This is a genomic window from Acinetobacter sp., from assembly GCF_039596015.1.
In the GTDB taxonomy this organism is placed as follows: Bacteria; Pseudomonadota; Gammaproteobacteria; order Pseudomonadales; family Moraxellaceae; genus Acinetobacter.
Genome location: NZ_JBCNKN010000001.1, coordinates 69,095 through 85,021, shown reverse-complemented (window position 1 = coordinate 85,021; position 15,927 = coordinate 69,095). Strand labels below are relative to the sequence as shown.

Sequence of the window (15,927 nt, the reverse complement as noted above, 5' to 3'; positions counted from 1 at the left end):
CTCAACTTATTTGGCTACAAAATACACAGCATAATTTGTTTTAGGTTCAGGAGAAATCTCATCTGGACTACGTTTGATTCGCATCATTTTATTACTGTCGTTATAGTCCACTTCAATACTATCAACATACATATAACCTTTAGCCTGACGAATAGATAAATTAGTAATTAAATCAAGTGCCGTTTTGATTAAAATATCTATTGCCTCTTGATCTAGTAAAATACCAGTTTCACCTTCTTGGTAGATTGTACCTTTACGTACATAATTTGGATGAAAAACAGCTTTAGGCTGACGCTCTGGCGCAAGAGACTGAATAAAGTCTTGTACTTTTTGTGCAACTTCTTGACCTTGATTATCCTTTATAATCATAGCAGCACGATCAAATTTATTATCCAGAGAAATAAATTCTAACTGTTCAATGCTAATTGAACCATAAGAGGTATATTCAGTATCTCCAAATGTGGTTTTAGAAAAAAATGAATTACTAGATTCTTCACCTTTCTTATTTTTTTCTTTTTCTTTAGAACCTGAGCGACCCATTTGTTCAAAATTACCATTACCCAATGTATCAACAAAATCTTCAAGCAACAAAGGGCTAGTGCGTTTGCATTGACTGGCCGGAACAACATATCCACGAAGTAGCCCCGTGAGTGAAGCTAGAACTAAATCCAAGCTCTTTTCTGCTGCAAAATGTAGATCAAACGCTTGGTCACGGAATAAGTGATGGCGAATACAGTTTTGACTGATATATAACGGATTATCTTCAAAATTAATATCAGTTGCTTCTTTTTTATATTTATAGCCAGTTTCCTTAACTTTTCCTGTTAGATTGGTATAGCCACGTAGTTTTGGCATTGTATGGTTATTAATTTCAACACCATTATTACTTACTGTTGTTGGACCATTCCAGTTTACAACACCATGACCAACAGCAATTACTTTAAAATCAACACTTTTAATACCTGTTACTTTTTCCATTTTTAATACTCTCATGAATTGTTTAAACAACGAGTTTTCACTCAACTTATTACAACATCTCAGTACTATATTTTTTACCGTAGCACTTTATATAAAAATTAATTATGCTATACTTTCCACCTGTTGTAAAAGCAGCTTAGTAAGTAGCACTTTAAAATGTCTTTTCTGCTGTACAGGCAGCTTATTTTATGACTCACTCTCAACAACTTGAGGGTTAGTCAACTTATCAATACTCATAATTCCTACAGGCTGTTTTACTGTTCGAACATAGTACATAGCATAAGAATGTCTGACACTTTCACCACCTATAGGCTCCAAATCTTCTGGTGTATAACTGAGATAGATCGGATATTCAGGCGAACGAGCTAATTTAAGTAGCTCAAAATCACGATTCGATTTTTTATACTCTATATCATCCAATTTTTTTGCCTTCATGACGTTATGATGTTTACTGTGCATAAAAGCCAGTAAATTTCGATTACTATCCCTCATCTCAAAGCGACCACCTTGAATCTTATCGGTCGATTCAGTTAAACCAATACTTACTTTGCTATGATCAGTATTTTCTGGATAAGCATACTCATTGATAAAAGTTGGTTGTAAGTCATCACTAACATTACAAACTGCCATTTGTACAAAACGATTATCACCACGTAATGAAACACTTGCAATTTTTGCAACGCTATCTTTATTCTTTTTATTGCGGCAAGGCATGCTAATAGGATCTAGTACTTTTTGATTGATGAGTTGAACGCTTTCACATAAAGATTTTTGTATATCTTCAGAAATTTTTCTTTGGCAAGCCTGATCAGCATAAAAACTTTGATAAATCTCATATAACTCATTAATTTTAAATAAATCTTTGTTTTTTTCATATAGGGATTTTTTTAAAAATTCAAACCAAGCAACTGTACTTTGCCATACATTCATATTTGCCAAAAATTTTGCTTTATTACTATTCTGTTTACCATTTTCAGCAGATTTTGGTAATACAGTTGTATAAATATTAATTGCTTTATTGGTATTAAAACGATCTAACCTCCCTAATCGTTGTAACCAATTCTCCGCATTAGTTAAATCAGTCCACATACGCTCACAACTAATATTCAATGATGCTTGAACAATAGGACCACTGCGTAAAATTCTATATTTACTACTCCCATTACGCTTAAAACTATCAAATACTTGATCAAACCATTCTGATTTATCATTTTTAGTATATTTAGAATGTAATAAAATACTGTTTTCTTTATTTTGATGTAGCAAAAACCCTAATTGAGCATCTTGTGCTGTATTTGTAATTATAAAAGTTGTCTTCTCATCAATCATAGTTTGTGTAACTAAAGGACTACCCTCCTTTGTTTCATCATAATTTAAAAACTCAATTTTATAATTAGCTTGGTTAAAACTAGGGACGCGTATGATATAACTTGAGTCTATTTTTAAAATATTTTCTACAAAATAATCATGAGGCGTAGCAGAAACTAAGAGTGTATTTGCAAATTGCTTTTTCATTTTTTTTGCTTCAATCAATTCTGCAAAAAACAAATTAAAAGCTGGCATTGAAATCAACTCATGAAACTCATCAAATACAACATGAGCCTGCATAAAATTGATCATACCAGTTGCTTTCTGATGTGAAATAATATTATTTATGACTTGATCAATCGTTGTAATCACCACATCTCCAGTAAAATAATCACTAGGTTCTGTCTCAGGTGCTAGATCAAAAGTTGTACCATCTTTTAATATTTTTTTATATTCACCTGTAAAAATTTCAATACGACTATTAGGTAAAAAATTATCTTCTGTTAAATCATGTAGTAATCCCAAACAAACTTGGACTCGTGGACAAACCCAAATGATTTTCTGTACATCTGTTTTTAGTGCCCACTCTAACGCAATCTTAGTTTTACCGCAGCCTGCGGGACCTTGTAATACAGCCACATTAGACAAATCATCAAAATCTGCATTGTCTTGTAATTGTGCAAGATTAGATGATGCTTGAGCCTGTAAAATATTACGTTCACTATCAGGATATTTTTTCAAAAATCCATCAATACAATGTCGAATATCATTAGAAAGTTGACTATTTTCTTGAAATAGATTATCTAACGCATGATGTAATGTACCTTCTACTAGATATTCTGCTAAATCCTCAGCTGACATTGCTGATACAACTCTATCTGCACTAATTACAGCCATCCGTACTAAATTATTTAGAGCATTGGGTTGAATATCCTTAACAAACTCATCTATTTTTTGAGATAAATCATTGTAATTCTTGTAATTTGGTAAATCATTCTTTGTAAGTTGGTAAGTATACGACCATTTGGGTACTAAATTTTCATAATCGAATTCATCAATCTTGAAATTTTTACTAATAAACTGAATATCTTTTAAAACTGCAACTAGTTGATCAATTACCTTTTCTATAGTCATTTCAGTTAATGAGTTTTTAAATTTTTTATCAACACCTTCTGCTTTATTGAAAAACTTTTCATCTTTACGATAAGGACGAGTATGATGCCAGTAAATACCATGAAAAATCTGATTAATTTGTGAATAATTGAGTTGAGTATTATTAGTTAATAATGATTCGGCAAATAACCAAGATATTTCATTGTGACGAGGATGTTCTTCAAAAGAAAATTCTTTAAAACCTCGAATACTGGTATCAATATGTACGCCGTCTTCTGGAAGTATGATATCTTCATCAGACTTATCTATTTTTTTATTTACCCATTGTTGGAATTGTGGATCTAATTTTCCTATATCATGTAATATTCCAGCAATAAATGCAGACTGCGCAAGATTTTGATTATCAATCTTTAATTGATCAATAATTTGATAAGCCAAGTAACCTACTGCAAATAAATGTTCACTTAGTGGTTGACCATGTGTATTTGCTAAAATTTTCTTTGTTTCAAGTGGTAAATCCATAAATAATTCCTTTGTCGTCCAATTTACAGGCACAATACCTTCACTACTAAATTTACTACGATTCCCCACAATCCAGACCAACTCTGTTCGTCTTCGAGTAGCGATTCGGTGACAGCTCACGGCGGTGTTTTTACTGGCAGTTTTTAGCAATAATTTTTTAACCGCCAACAAACCATCTTCTGTAATAACCGTTTGCCATGTGTTATCCCCAATCCGATCTGCAAATGCATCTAAGACACGGCGGGTTCTGGCTAAGGCTTTCTTTTCACATTGAGAAATAAAGGTGACAATCATGGTTGATCTTCTCCCTTGCTCCCCACTACACGATTAGTGTTCAAAGCTACCTCTTTCACAGCATCAAACATCCAATCCAAGCATTTATGCTCTGTCAGCTTCTGTAACACCTGTTGACGGAACTCTTGCTCAGTTGCACCCTCTTTGGCACAAATAAATGCCCAAGGTAAAATCACAGCATCTTTCACCAAATCGGCAACATCAAAAACCAAAGCGCCCCGACGGGTTTTACCGTGCATTACCGCAAAACTATGTGAAATTCCCAACACCCAAAGTGTGGTTGCCGCAAGCCCGTATGCCAAATAATTGCCATGATTGAGAAAATCATTGGCTAAGTCACCTTGTTCTGGGTTGCGGCTAAAGTCTTTTGCACCGCAGCGTTTAGCCGCAGCTTTATATAAAAGTTTAGTAGTTGCTGCTTCGGTAAGTAGTAAATCGCCTACTTTGCTTTGTAGCGGAATTTTCTTTTCAAACTGATTCAGAGCGAGTTCAATATCTTGATCATCCAGATAAAAACCTTCATCTTTTAAATCTTTATCTTTTGCCCAAACTTTACGAATAAATTCGATACGGGAAAATTGAAACTGCTTGGCGACTTCTAAACGTTTGCTGTCATCAAACCAGAAACTCATCCACCCTTGCATGTACTCAGTCGGACGATATTCACTTTGTGGGGTCAGCCATTCCACTTCACTCCCTGAAAATAAAGGCGTACCGCCACCACCACAAAACCCAACCAATACGCCAGCACTACAAAGCATTCGCATTGCGGCTTGAGTAATGGATGTCCCCGTTCCAAGTAAAATGACTGTGGTATTGGCAATCGGGATGTTCCAATATTGGTTTTCATTTTTTGCTTCGGTCAAGTACAGCACCCGACCATCTTTTTGCATCACTCTGGCATGTTCCAGATAATACAAATTTGCCCGTTTAGAATGTAATATTGCTTTTAAATCAGATGGATTGAGTTGTTCCATTTTATTTTTCTAGATACAGTTTATTTATCTTTAATCTATCATCTTATTTCATTTAATAAAATGAATAATGAGTTCAATACGACACCGTATGTCGTCATCTTTTTTTCATACAAAACTGAACTATTTTTCCTTTAGAAAATTTACATCCCCCACATCGTTGCAAAAGTTACATAGAACAGTCCTAATTTCGATGCTTATTCATTTTTACAATTTGGATATACTGAAACAAATAGAAGGAGTTCAGATCATGTTTGATATGCGATTATCTGGTGAGCGTGGCGCAGCACATCATGGCTGGTTACAATCTCGTCATAGTTTTTCTTTTGCCAATTATTGGGATCCAAAACAAGTTGGCTTTTCAGACCTATTGGTTATCAATGATGATACTGTTGCACCAGCAAAAGGCTTTGGAACCCACCCGCATCAAAACATGGAAATTATTTCTTATGTGCTTGAAGGCGCTTTAGAACATAAAGACTCTATGGGAACAGGTTCAATTATTGTCCCTGGGGACATTCAATTGATGAGTGCGGGTCGCGGTGTAGCACATAGTGAATTTAATCATTCAAATCAAGAGAATGTTCATTTTCTACAAATTTGGGTTGTGCCAAATCAAGCACGTACCACACCAGAATATCAACAACTACACATCGATGAAGCTGATAAACGAGGCAAATTGCATTTGATGATTTCCCCCAATGGTGGTGAAAAAGCATTGGCAATTAAACAGGATATCAATATTTATTCAGGTTTGTTTGATGGCGATGAAACGGCTGATTTTACCATTTCTGATGGTCGTTACGTTTATGTTCACGTTGCCAAAGGTCGCTTAGATATTAATGGTAAAACCTTTAATACAGGTGATGCTGCACGTATCCGCAAAGGTGGCACATTGTCATTTAGCAAGGGTAACAATGCTGAAGTCTTGGTTTTTGATATGCGACCAAATGAATTACCAACAATGTTATAAATCATTGTAAATACTAAAAAGGCTGGAATTTTTCATCCAGCTTTTTTTATTTGAGTCAATTCTTCACTCAACTGACGACTTTTTTACGCAATAAAACAGACCCAACTGAATACCCTGCACCAAAAGAACTTAAAACAGCATATTCATCATTCTGCACTTCATGTCCTGTTTTATGCAAAGCAATGATCACTCCAGCCGATGAGGTATTGGCAAATTCATCTAAAATAATCGGTGCACGAGCCAAATCAGCCTCTTTACCCGCCACATATTTTAAGATCAACTCATTCATGCTGGCATTTGCCTGATGCAACCAAAAACGCTTTATTTGTTCAGCAGTTAATTGATTTTTTTCAAGTTGTTGAGTAATAATTTTTGCAACCAATGGGCAAACTTCTTTAAAGACTTTTCGCCCGTCTTGTTTAAACAGTAAACCTTCGCCAAAAGCATCTTCGCAACGGTTTAAAAAACCAAAATTATTACGAATATTATTTGAAAATTGAGTTTGTAAATGAATATCTAAAACTTCATAACCTGTTTTGTTTTCGGTATCTTCAAGAATAGCAGCCGTTGCCACATCACCAAAAATAAAATGGCTATCACGCTGAGTAAAATCCAAATGCCCCGAGGTAATTTCAGCATTGACCAATAATACACGGCGTGCGCCTGTTTTAATTGCACTGTAGGCTTGTTGGATTGCAAAAGTTGCCGAAGAACACGCCACATTCATGTCATAGGCATAACCTTGAATCCCCAGTTGCGATTGAATTTCAATCGAAATCGCAGGATAAGCACGCTGCATATTGGAACATGCTAAAATCACCACATCAATATCTTCAGCAGTCACATTGGCGTTTTCCATTGCCCGTTTTGCTGCAATTACGCCCCACTCTGCCTGTAATGATAATTCATCATTTGAACGCTGTTGCAGTTTTGGACGCATGCGGTTAATGTCCAAAATCCCATCTTTTTCCACAACATAACGACGCTGAATACCTGAAGCTTTTTCAATAAATTCGGCACTTGAACCTTGGAGTTCAGTCAACTCACCTGCTGCAATTTTGTCAGCGTTCTGCTGGTTATATTGTGCTACATAGGCATTCAAGCTTGCCACCAGTTCTTCATTGGTAATATAGCTTTCAGGATGATACAACCCTGTGCCAGTAATCCGAATGCTCATGTAAAACTCCTGTATTTTGATCCTCTAACTCAGTGCAGAATGCTCCCATAATTTCTGCAACCGTGCTGCCGAAACAGGGATTTTGGTTTTCATCGGCTGGGAAAATAATGAAATCCGAAATTCTTCAACCATTAAATACAATTCATTTAAGCGAGGATCATGTTTAAAAGTAAACAATTTTTCCATCCAAGGGTCGATCTGATCAATGGCAGAAGTATCTCTTTGGAGATTATTTGGTAGACGCTCCAGTCGCACAATCAGTGCCTTTAAGAAGCGTGGGAATGCTTGCCAAACGTCCAAAGGTTGTGTATAGACAAAGCTATCCAAACGCATCAAATCCAACTGATCTTCAATATCATCAATACTTTTACCAAAAATATCACCATCGATACTCAACAACTGGCGACGGATATTTTGCCATGAAATAAAAATATCATTCAAAACTGCCAAAACCTGTTGTCCATGTGTCAAGAATTGCTGCTTGACCATCATGAGCATTTGTTGGTAACTGTCTGAATCGACAGGAAGTTCTTGAATTGCCTGATCTAGCGTCGCATAAACCAGCATCTGCTCAAGTTTTGCTTTATCACCCAGTGGTGAAAATGCCAACGCCATCGGTTTAGAGATCTGCTTTTTCAATTGGCGAATCACATCACCCAATTGCAAATGAATTAAACGGATAATCCCCTGTTTGTGTTTGCGAATCGCCTCTTGCTGATCATTAAAAGTTTGAACCACCACACCCGATTCATCTTTTTGTTCCAAATCAGCAAAGGCTTTTGTCGGCACCAAGGCTTGATATTGCTTCACAATCACGCCTGTCACTTTTTGAGAGGCTTCAAACACAAAACTGTCAGGGAAAGTTTTAAACTCACCTTTCATTTGTTTCACAGGTCGGTGCGTTTCTGTACGGCAACGGGCTTTAAGTTCAGCTAAGTCACGTCCTTTTTCAAGCGTACGCCCTTTTTCATCTACAACAATAATAAACGGAACCAAATATTGTTCGATTCGCTCAAAAGAAAAATCCTTTTCAGTGATATTCTCACCACGGAGTGCAAAAGCTAAATATTTAAATAGATGCGTTCTTAAATGAGTCGCATCAATCCCTTTAATCAGCTTGTGTGCGGTATCTGGAATTGGAACCAAATTACGGCGTTTGTCTTTAGGTAAGGCTTTTAATAATGCTTCAATTAACTCTAAACGCCACCCAGGAATTCCCCACGACCATAAATCTTCATCGACCTGTGCCAATGCCTGCACAGGAATTTTAACCGTTGCACCATCTTGGTCATGGCTCGGGTCAAAACGGTAACTGGTGGCAAGGCGTAACTCGCCATTGTGTAAATAATCTGGAAATTGTTGCGTGGTTGGTCGGTCACTTTGCCAAAGCGCATCATCCTCAACAAATAAATAACGCGGTTGTTTCGGTTCGATGGTGGCTCGCCAATCTTCAAAACTACTTCGACTGGCAATTTCAATTGGTACACGTGCTGCATAAAACTGGTAAATGGTTTCTTCGTCCACTACCAAATCACGACGACGCAATTTATCTTCAACACGCTCAACTTCTTCAAGTTTTAGCAAATTGTGTTTTAAAAATGGCGGCGTGATGCCCAAGTGACCTGTGGTCAGTGCATCTCTTAGAAAAATTTCATGGGCAGCAGGATGGTCGACTTTTTCAAAATTAATCAGGCGTTTTGGTTCAATAATCAAACCAAACAATGAAATTTGATCATACGCATTTACAATTCCTGCTTTTTTCGACCAATGCGGTTCAAAGTAATGATGCTTCAATAAATCTCGTGCCGCCAACAAAATCCATTCAGGGTCAATTTTTGCCAAAGTCCGTAAATAGACTTGCGATGTTTCGACCATTTCAAATGCCATAATCCACGGCGTATTGGTCTTGTGTAAAGTACTGGCAGGAAAAACTTTGGCTTTTTGCTGACGCACCGCCATAAAAATATTGCGTTCATCAGTTTTATTGGCAATAAAAGACAATAACCCAGTTAATAAAGCGCGATGTAAATTTTCATAACTTGCGGGCTTATCATTAAAGGTTAATTTTAAACCTTTTACCAAATCAAGCAATTGGCTATGGGTTTGTCGCCATTCACGCAAACGCAACCAACTTAAAAAATGCTGTTTTGCAAATTGACGACGTTTATTTTCGCTCATTTGCTCACGATTATTCTGTATCGTATCCCACAGCTTTAAATAAAATAAAAAGTCTGAGTCAGCTTCTTTAAACAGCGCATGTTTTTGGTCAGCTTGAGTTTGTTTATCAGCAGGACGTTCACGTGGGTCTTGCACAGCTAAGGCACTGACAATCACCAAAACTTCATTGAGTACACCAAAATGCGCACCGCCCACCAACATCCGAGCCAAACGTGGGTCAATTGGCATATGCGCCATCATTTGTCCAACTTTGGTGAGTTCACCTTTTTTCTCGTTTAACGCACCTAGTTCAATTAACAATTTCCGCCCATCATTGACCAAACGATGGTCAGGCGGTTCAATAAAATCAAACTGTTCAAGCTGCCCCAATCCCAGACTTTGCATCTGCAAAATCACCGAAGCCAGATTGGTACGTTTAATTTCGGGTTCTGTAAATTCTGGACGGCTTAAAAAATCTTCCTCGCTGTACAGTCGAATACACATCCCCGGTGCAATACGACCACATCGTCCTTTACGCTGATTTGCAGCCGCTTGTGAAACAGCTTCAATCGGTAAACGCTGTACCCGTGAACGATAATTATAGCGCGAAATACGGGCAAAACCTGCATCAATCACATAACGAATATTCGGAACGGTTAAAGCCGTTTCCGCCACGTTGGTCGCAATAATAATCCGTCGACCACCGCCTGTTGGATTAAAGATTTTTTGTTGTTCTGCCAACGCTAAACGGGCATAAAGCGGTAAGATTTGGGTATGGCGAGGGCCATATTTTTGTAAAGTTTCCTGAAGCTCTCGAATTTCCTGCTCAGTACTGGAAAAAATCAAAATATCCGCATGTTCTGGATGCCCTTTTTCTGCAGCATCGGCAAAACACTCTTCAACCGCCTGTACCACGGCTCTAGGTAAATTTTCCTCGAAATTATCAAATTCATCATCATCACTACCACCAATATTTAATTCGGAAATAGGACGATAACGCACTTCTACAGGAAAACTACGCCCTTCAACTTCAAAAATAGGCGCATTGTTAAAGTAGCCACTAAAACGATTTACATCTAAGGTTGCCGACGTAATAATGACTTTTAAATCAGGGCGTTTGGGTAATAATTGTTTTAAATAACCCATAATAAAGTCAATATTTAATGAACGCTCATGCGCTTCATCAATAATAATTGTATCGTACTTGCTTAAATAACGATCATGCGTCAATTCAGCAAGCAAAATACCATCCGTCATTAAACGAACGATTGAATCATTGGAGCCTTGCTCATTAAAACGGACTTTAAAACTGATGGATTCACCTAATTTTTCACCTACTTCTTCGGCAATCCGTTGCGATACGCTTCGGGCAGCCAAACGGCGCGGCTGCGTATGTCCAATCATGCCTGTTAAACCACGCCCTGCAAGCATGGCAATTTGTGGTAACTGGGTGGTTTTACCTGAGCCAGTTTCCCCTGCCACAATAATCACTTGATGCTTTTGTATTGCTGTAATTAAGCGATCTGCATATTGGGTGACAGGTAAATCCTGATTGAGTTTAATATTAGGGAGGCGATCTAGACGTGCAACAACCTGAGCGTGAGATTTATCAAACAGTTCCTGATATTGTTTCGGATTTGCATCTTTACCTCTACCTAGCCGATTTAAACGATGTCGGTCACGCGCCATAACCAATTGATCTACATTTAAACCACTTTGCACAGATACCTTTCCTACACAATCAAAAAAGGCATTTTACTCGACTCTGCCCATGATAGAAAGCGATAGATTTTTTCATTTTTTTTAGCCTTTCAACCTTGAATTTTGATGATCACCCCCAATGTAAATAGGCAGTCATCGAACAGTCTTTATATTGTCATTCATCTCATATAAAGTACTGTCAAAGGTACGGAAATAGTCGCAAAAAATCGTCATTCAATTTTCCGATTCTTTGCATTAAAAAATACTATTTCCTCAATAGATAAAAATTATTTATTCTAAATCTCGTAAACAAACACTGACTTCAACGACTAAATGGAGATAAAAATGGGCTTAATTAATACAGAAGTTAAACCTTTTAAAGCAAATGCATTTCACAAAGGTCAATTCATCGAAGTAACAGAAGCTGACCTTAAAGGTAAATGGTCTGTTGTATTCTTCTATCCAGCTGACTTCACTTTCGTATGTCCAACTGAACTTGAAGATTTGGCAGACAATTACGCTGAATTCCAAAAATTAGGTGTAGAAATCTACTCAGTTTCAACAGATACACATTTCACGCACAAAGCTTGGCATGACACTTCTGAAGCAATCAAAAAAATCCAATACCCAATGGTTGCAGATCCAACTTGGATTCTTTCTAAAAACTTCGACGTATTAATTGAAGAAGCTGGTCTTGCAGACCGTGGTACTTTCGTTATCGATCCTGAAGGTAAAATCCAAATCGTTGAAGTAAATGCAGGCGGCATTGGTCGTGATGCAACTGAACTTCTTCGTAAAGTAAAAGCAGCACAATATGTTGCATCTCATCCAGGTGAAGTTTGCCCTGCAAAATGGAAAGAAGGTGAAACAACACTTGCACCTTCAATCGACCTAGTAGGTAAAATCTAAGTTAAATCTAGATTTTAATCAAAAAGAACCACGCATTTTGCGTGGTTCTTTTTATTGAGCGATTATACCATTTTTGTTTGAAACCATTTTTGTTCGATACTGTCAAAACACCATTGAAAAATAAAGGTATATACTAAAATACATAGCGTTAAGCCGATATCCAATAAAAAAGCATTCCATAAGCCCAACTGCATAATATAAGCAATCATCGGCACACTCACCACCAGCAAACCGCCTTCAAAACCCAGCGCATGTAACACACGCAAGCCCAAACTACGTTTCAATTGAAACGCATGTTCCAGTTTTTCAAAAAAATGATTAAACAGCATGTTCCAGAACATCGCCACAATTGCCATTAAAACTGCCAACGTACCCGTTAGTTCAGTCGGAAGATCAAATAAGCGGCTCAAACCAAACGTCACGATCAGTAATAAAATCCCTTCATAACTCATTGCATGAATTAATCTTCTTTTTGAAATGAACATAATGACACGCTTTCATACCTTGTCTTGTTGAATAATGACTATTATATTTTTATAATTTTGATTATTATAATCAGATTCTTTCAAAAAAATTGATAGATGAATATTAATCAAGAACAACTCAATATTTTTAAAGTTGTCATGGAAACTGGCTCTTTCTCTGCTGCTGCACGACAATTGGGAAAAGTTCCTTCAACTGTGAGCATGTCGATTGCCAATTTAGAAATTGATTTAAATCTAAAACTTTTTGAACGCGTCGGACGTGAACCCGTTGCTACCGCAGCAGCACATCAACTCTATGAACGCACCTTACAACTTTTGACTGACATGCAACAATGGAAACAGCATGCGTATGCACTCGGCTCTGGGCTTGAAGCTGCATTAAATATTGTCATTGTATCTGAACTCATCCATACCAATTGGGTTGATTATATTGCGTTACTTGAACGGCAGTTCCCAAGCCTGAAAATTAATATTTTCTCAGCCCCTCAAGAAGATGCCTTACAAATGCTTCTTGATGAGTCGGCTCAACTAGCACTAATGTTTGAGCGAGAACATCTCGACTATAGAGAACAATTTGTTGAATTAAAAAAAGAAGTGCTGGTGCCCGTCATCTCTAAGAATCATCCATTGGCGCAAGAACCCCAGATTTCTTATGAACAACTGTTACAAACACGACAAATTGTTGTTGCCAGCCGCAATCAACAAATTAAACCTGAGTTATTAATTTCAAAAAACTACTGGCGTACAGATAATCATCACTCTGCAAGAATATTGATCTCTCGTCATTTAGGTTGGGGCGTATTGCCACTGGAAATTTTTCAGGAAAATTCTCAACTCGAACAAGAATTAACGATTTTAAAAATTACAGATTTTAGCCCTAACCTTGAATACCTCGTGGACTTGGTTTGGAATAGAGAAAGTAAACTTGGCTCAGCAGCACGATTTTTAATCGATCATCTCCGCAGCCAACGCCAGTAAAGAAAATACTACGCTTTTGCTGATTTATTACGCGATATTCAGAAAAAAGTTATGCTATAAAAGATCTATTAATCGACAAAAAAAGATCTTTTTGTAATGACAAGTTCAGCATTATCCCAATTAAAAACATTGACAACCATCGTTGCCGACAGCAGTGACCTCACCGCCATTGAAAAATTCCGACCACTTGATGCGACTACAAATCCATCATTAATTACAGCCGCAGCATCTCAGCCAGAAAACAAAACTCTAATTGAAGATGCCTACACTCAGGCAAAACAAGAAGGCTATACCGCTGATGCACTGATTGAACGTACTATTGATATTTTAACCGTTAAATTTGGTGTAGAAATTTTAAAATTAATCGAAGGTCGCGTTTCTACCGAAGTCGATGCAAGTTTGTCTTATGATACCCAAGCAACAATTGCTAAAGCCAAAGAGTTATTGGCACTGTATGCGCAATATGGTATTGAACAAAATCATATTCTTATCAAAATCGCATCAACATGGGAAGGTATTCAAGCTGCAAAAGCCCTTGAAGCCGAAGGCATTCACTGTAACCTCACCTTACTCTTTGGTTTGCATCAAGCAAAGGCATGTGCCGATGCTAAAGTGACGTTAATTTCTCCATTTGTAGGGCGTATTCTAGATTGGTACAAAAAAGCCGAAAACGTAACAGCATATCCAATTGAAAAAGACCCAGGTGTGCTTTCTGTTAAAGCAATTTATGACTACTACAAAGCACATGGTATTCAAACTGAAGTGATGGGTGCTAGTTTCCGTAGCGTAGATCAGGTGTTGGCATTGGCAGGTTGTGACCTGTTGACCGTCGCCCCTAATTTGTTGGCGCAGCTTGAACAAGAGCAACGCCATGTCACCGCTCAGCTAATTGCAACTCAACATGGTCAAAATGCGACAACTGAAATCAGTCAGGCTGAATTTAAAGACCAACTTGAACATGATTTAATGGCATTTCAGCTTTTACAATCAGGCATTGATGGTTTTATCAAAGCCCGTGATCAACTGAATTTACTTTTACGCCAAAGCTTTGGAGAAGATGCAGAGCTACAACCATAACAGATGATTTGAACCGATTTTAAATCATCCAAGGTGTATTTTATGCTGTAAAATACACCTTTTATTTTTTTCATCCTGTATTTATTCACCAAAATCTAATTTTAGGCTTTCCATGCTGGGCATTGTTCATCTTTCTACATTTATTGTAGGTACAATTTTAATTGTTTTACTTCCTGGGCCAAATTCATTGTATTTGTTGGCAACGGCTTCAAGATATGGCATCCGAGCAGGTTATTATGCCGCTTTTGGAATTATTACAGGTGATAGCCTGCTTATTTTAGCAACAGTACTTGGTGCAGCATCCATCTTACACACTTACCCTTTTACCTTTTTGGCACTTAAAATTATCGGTGCGTTATACCTCGGTTATTTAGGTATCAAACTGTTTTTACATAGTATTACTACATGGGAAAAAAGCAATCATGTCGAATCAGCAACCATTGCTGAAGATATTTCTGAACTCAGTAAAGCACAAAACCCCTATCGTACAGCATTAACTATCAGCCTATTAAACCCAAAAGCAATTTTATTTTTCTTGTCTTTTTTCGTGCAATTTGTAGATGAAAAAGCACCTTCTCCTGCCTTAAGTTTTTTATGTCTGGCTGTAATTCTACAAACCATTAGTTTTAGTTATTTGAGCATGCTTATCTTTAGTGGACGCAAATTGGCAGGTTATTTTTCTCAGCACTACCGCCTATCTAGCATCGCAATTTGTACGGTTGGTTTCTTATTTTTAGGCTTTAGCTTAAAACTTGCGCTTTCAACAGTTTAATGACCGATTGTTTTTGAAAACAGATTCATAACTAAAACCCCAAGTACAATAAATCCAATGCCGATTAATGCAGGTGTATCCAATACCTGCTTAAACAGATAGTAGCCTAGAATAACTGTAAAAATAATACCAACACCACTCCAAATAGCGTACACAACACCAATATTCAACGTTTTGGTAACTTGTGACAAACTATAAAAAGAACAGCCATAAAGCAAAATCACACACAATGATGGAACTAAACGTGTAAATCCCTCAGACTTAACTAAAAATGCGGTTCCTAAAACCTCTGTGATGATCGCGAATACTAATAATAAATATGCCTGTAATAATGGATTCATAAGCTGATTCGGTTTTAAGTGGTTATCGCATTTTAATAAGTTTTCAGTTTTTTCTGCAATATGTGTTAAAAGTAAATATTTAAACCAAAAATATTATTTTAATATACATAATATTTATTCAAATCTATTTAAAAAGAATAAAAAAAACCTCATTCTATTTTGAATGAG

General features: G+C 37.0%; 12 protein-coding genes. 5 read left to right on the top strand and 7 right to left on the bottom strand.

All coding sequences use genetic code 11. The features are described 5' to 3' along the window. Positions 1-6: 6 nt before the first annotated feature. The 3 genes from cas7fv to cas1f form a co-directional block, all read right to left on the bottom strand. Positions 7-978 carry a type I-Fv CRISPR-associated protein Cas7fv gene (gene cas7fv, locus ABDV70_RS00330; protein WP_343594530.1) on the bottom strand — a complete coding sequence of 324 codons (972 nt, stop codon included), beginning with the start codon at positions 976-978 and terminating at the stop codon, positions 7-9. Between the two features lie 186 nt (positions 979-1,164). Continuing rightward, on the bottom strand, positions 1,165-4,215 hold the full coding sequence (cas3, locus tag ABDV70_RS00325) for a CRISPR-associated helicase Cas3' (RefSeq protein ID WP_343594529.1): 3,051 nt from the start codon (positions 4,213-4,215) through the stop codon (positions 1,165-1,167). Then, positions 4,212-5,192: a type I-F CRISPR-associated endonuclease Cas1f gene (gene cas1f, locus ABDV70_RS00320; RefSeq protein WP_343594528.1), complete on the bottom strand. Its 981-nt coding sequence runs from the start codon at positions 5,190-5,192 to the stop codon at positions 4,212-4,214. Before cas1f ends, cas3 begins: the two co-directional genes overlap by 4 nt. Positions 5,193-5,439: 247 nt before the next feature. Here cas1f and ABDV70_RS00315 point away from each other — a divergent pair, with 247 nt between their 5' ends. Next, positions 5,440-6,162, top strand: coding sequence for a pirin family protein (locus ABDV70_RS00315; protein WP_343594526.1), 723 nt, complete (start codon positions 5,440-5,442; stop codon positions 6,160-6,162). 67 nt (positions 6,163-6,229) lie between these two features. Here ABDV70_RS00315 and ABDV70_RS00310 read toward each other — a convergent pair whose 3' ends face one another. Both ABDV70_RS00310 and hrpA read right to left on the bottom strand, forming a co-directional pair. Continuing rightward, positions 6,230-7,339 (bottom strand): beta-ketoacyl-ACP synthase III, encoded by a 1,110-nt coding sequence (locus tag ABDV70_RS00310; RefSeq protein ID WP_343594524.1) that lies wholly within the window; start codon positions 7,337-7,339, stop codon positions 6,230-6,232. Between the two features lie 24 nt (positions 7,340-7,363). Beyond that, on the bottom strand, positions 7,364-11,218 hold the full coding sequence (gene hrpA / locus ABDV70_RS00305) for an ATP-dependent RNA helicase HrpA (RefSeq protein WP_343594523.1): 3,855 nt from the start codon (positions 11,216-11,218) through the stop codon (positions 7,364-7,366). A gap of 324 nt (positions 11,219-11,542) precedes the next feature. Here hrpA and ahpC point away from each other — a divergent pair, with 324 nt between their 5' ends. Then, complete coding sequence (gene ahpC, locus ABDV70_RS00300; RefSeq protein ID WP_343594521.1) at positions 11,543-12,106, top strand: alkyl hydroperoxide reductase subunit C; 564 nt, start codon at positions 11,543-11,545, stop codon at positions 12,104-12,106. Positions 12,107-12,168: 62 nt separating this feature from the next. On the opposite strand, the gene aceI is transcribed toward ahpC, so the two are convergent. Then, on the bottom strand, positions 12,169-12,591 hold the full coding sequence (gene aceI / locus ABDV70_RS00295) for a chlorhexidine efflux PACE transporter AceI (RefSeq protein ID WP_343594519.1): 423 nt from the start codon (positions 12,589-12,591) through the stop codon (positions 12,169-12,171). Positions 12,592-12,687: 96 nt separating this feature from the next. On the opposite strand from aceI, the gene ABDV70_RS00290 reads away from it, so the two are divergent. From ABDV70_RS00290 to leuE, 3 genes are all read left to right on the top strand, one after another. Beyond that, entirely contained in the window at positions 12,688-13,569 is an 882-nt protein-coding gene (locus tag ABDV70_RS00290; RefSeq protein WP_343594518.1) for a LysR family transcriptional regulator, read from the top strand. Positions 13,570-13,665: 96 nt separating this feature from the next. Next, a complete protein-coding gene (gene tal / locus ABDV70_RS00285) occupies positions 13,666-14,646 on the top strand; it encodes a transaldolase (protein WP_343594517.1) in 981 nt (326 codons plus the stop codon). A 112-nt stretch (positions 14,647-14,758) separates the two neighbouring features. Then, positions 14,759-15,418 (top strand): leucine efflux protein LeuE, encoded by a 660-nt coding sequence (leuE, locus tag ABDV70_RS00280; RefSeq protein WP_343594516.1) that lies wholly within the window; start codon positions 14,759-14,761, stop codon positions 15,416-15,418. Here leuE and ABDV70_RS00275 read toward each other — a convergent pair. Further along, positions 15,415-15,759, bottom strand: a complete 345-nt coding sequence (locus tag ABDV70_RS00275; RefSeq protein ID WP_343594515.1) for an SMR family transporter — start codon at positions 15,757-15,759, stop codon at positions 15,415-15,417. The genes leuE and ABDV70_RS00275 overlap by 4 nt on opposite strands. Between the last annotated feature and the right edge of the window lie 168 nt (positions 15,760-15,927).

Coding starts and splice junctions, on each gene's coding strand:
- ABDV70_RS00290 (WP_343594518.1), top strand. CDS start 12,688: ATGAATATTAATCAAGAACAACTCAATATTTTTAAAGTTGTCATGGAA.
- cas7fv (WP_343594530.1), bottom strand. CDS start 978: ATGGAAAAAGTAACAGGTATTAAAAGTGTTGATTTTAAAGTAATTGCT.
- ABDV70_RS00315 (WP_343594526.1), top strand. CDS start 5,440: ATGTTTGATATGCGATTATCTGGTGAGCGTGGCGCAGCACATCATGGC.
- cas1f (WP_343594528.1), bottom strand. CDS start 5,192: ATGGAACAACTCAATCCATCTGATTTAAAAGCAATATTACATTCTAAA.
- ABDV70_RS00275 (WP_343594515.1), bottom strand. CDS start 15,759: ATGAATCCATTATTACAGGCATATTTATTATTAGTATTCGCGATCATC.
- cas3 (WP_343594529.1), bottom strand. CDS start 4,215: ATGATTGTCACCTTTATTTCTCAATGTGAAAAGAAAGCCTTAGCCAGA.
- tal (WP_343594517.1), top strand. CDS start 13,666: ATGACAAGTTCAGCATTATCCCAATTAAAAACATTGACAACCATCGTT.
- leuE (WP_343594516.1), top strand. CDS start 14,759: ATGCTGGGCATTGTTCATCTTTCTACATTTATTGTAGGTACAATTTTA.
- ABDV70_RS00310 (WP_343594524.1), bottom strand. CDS start 7,339: ATGAGCATTCGGATTACTGGCACAGGGTTGTATCATCCTGAAAGCTAT.
- aceI (WP_343594519.1), bottom strand. CDS start 12,591: ATGTTCATTTCAAAAAGAAGATTAATTCATGCAATGAGTTATGAAGGG.
- ahpC (WP_343594521.1), top strand. CDS start 11,543: ATGGGCTTAATTAATACAGAAGTTAAACCTTTTAAAGCAAATGCATTT.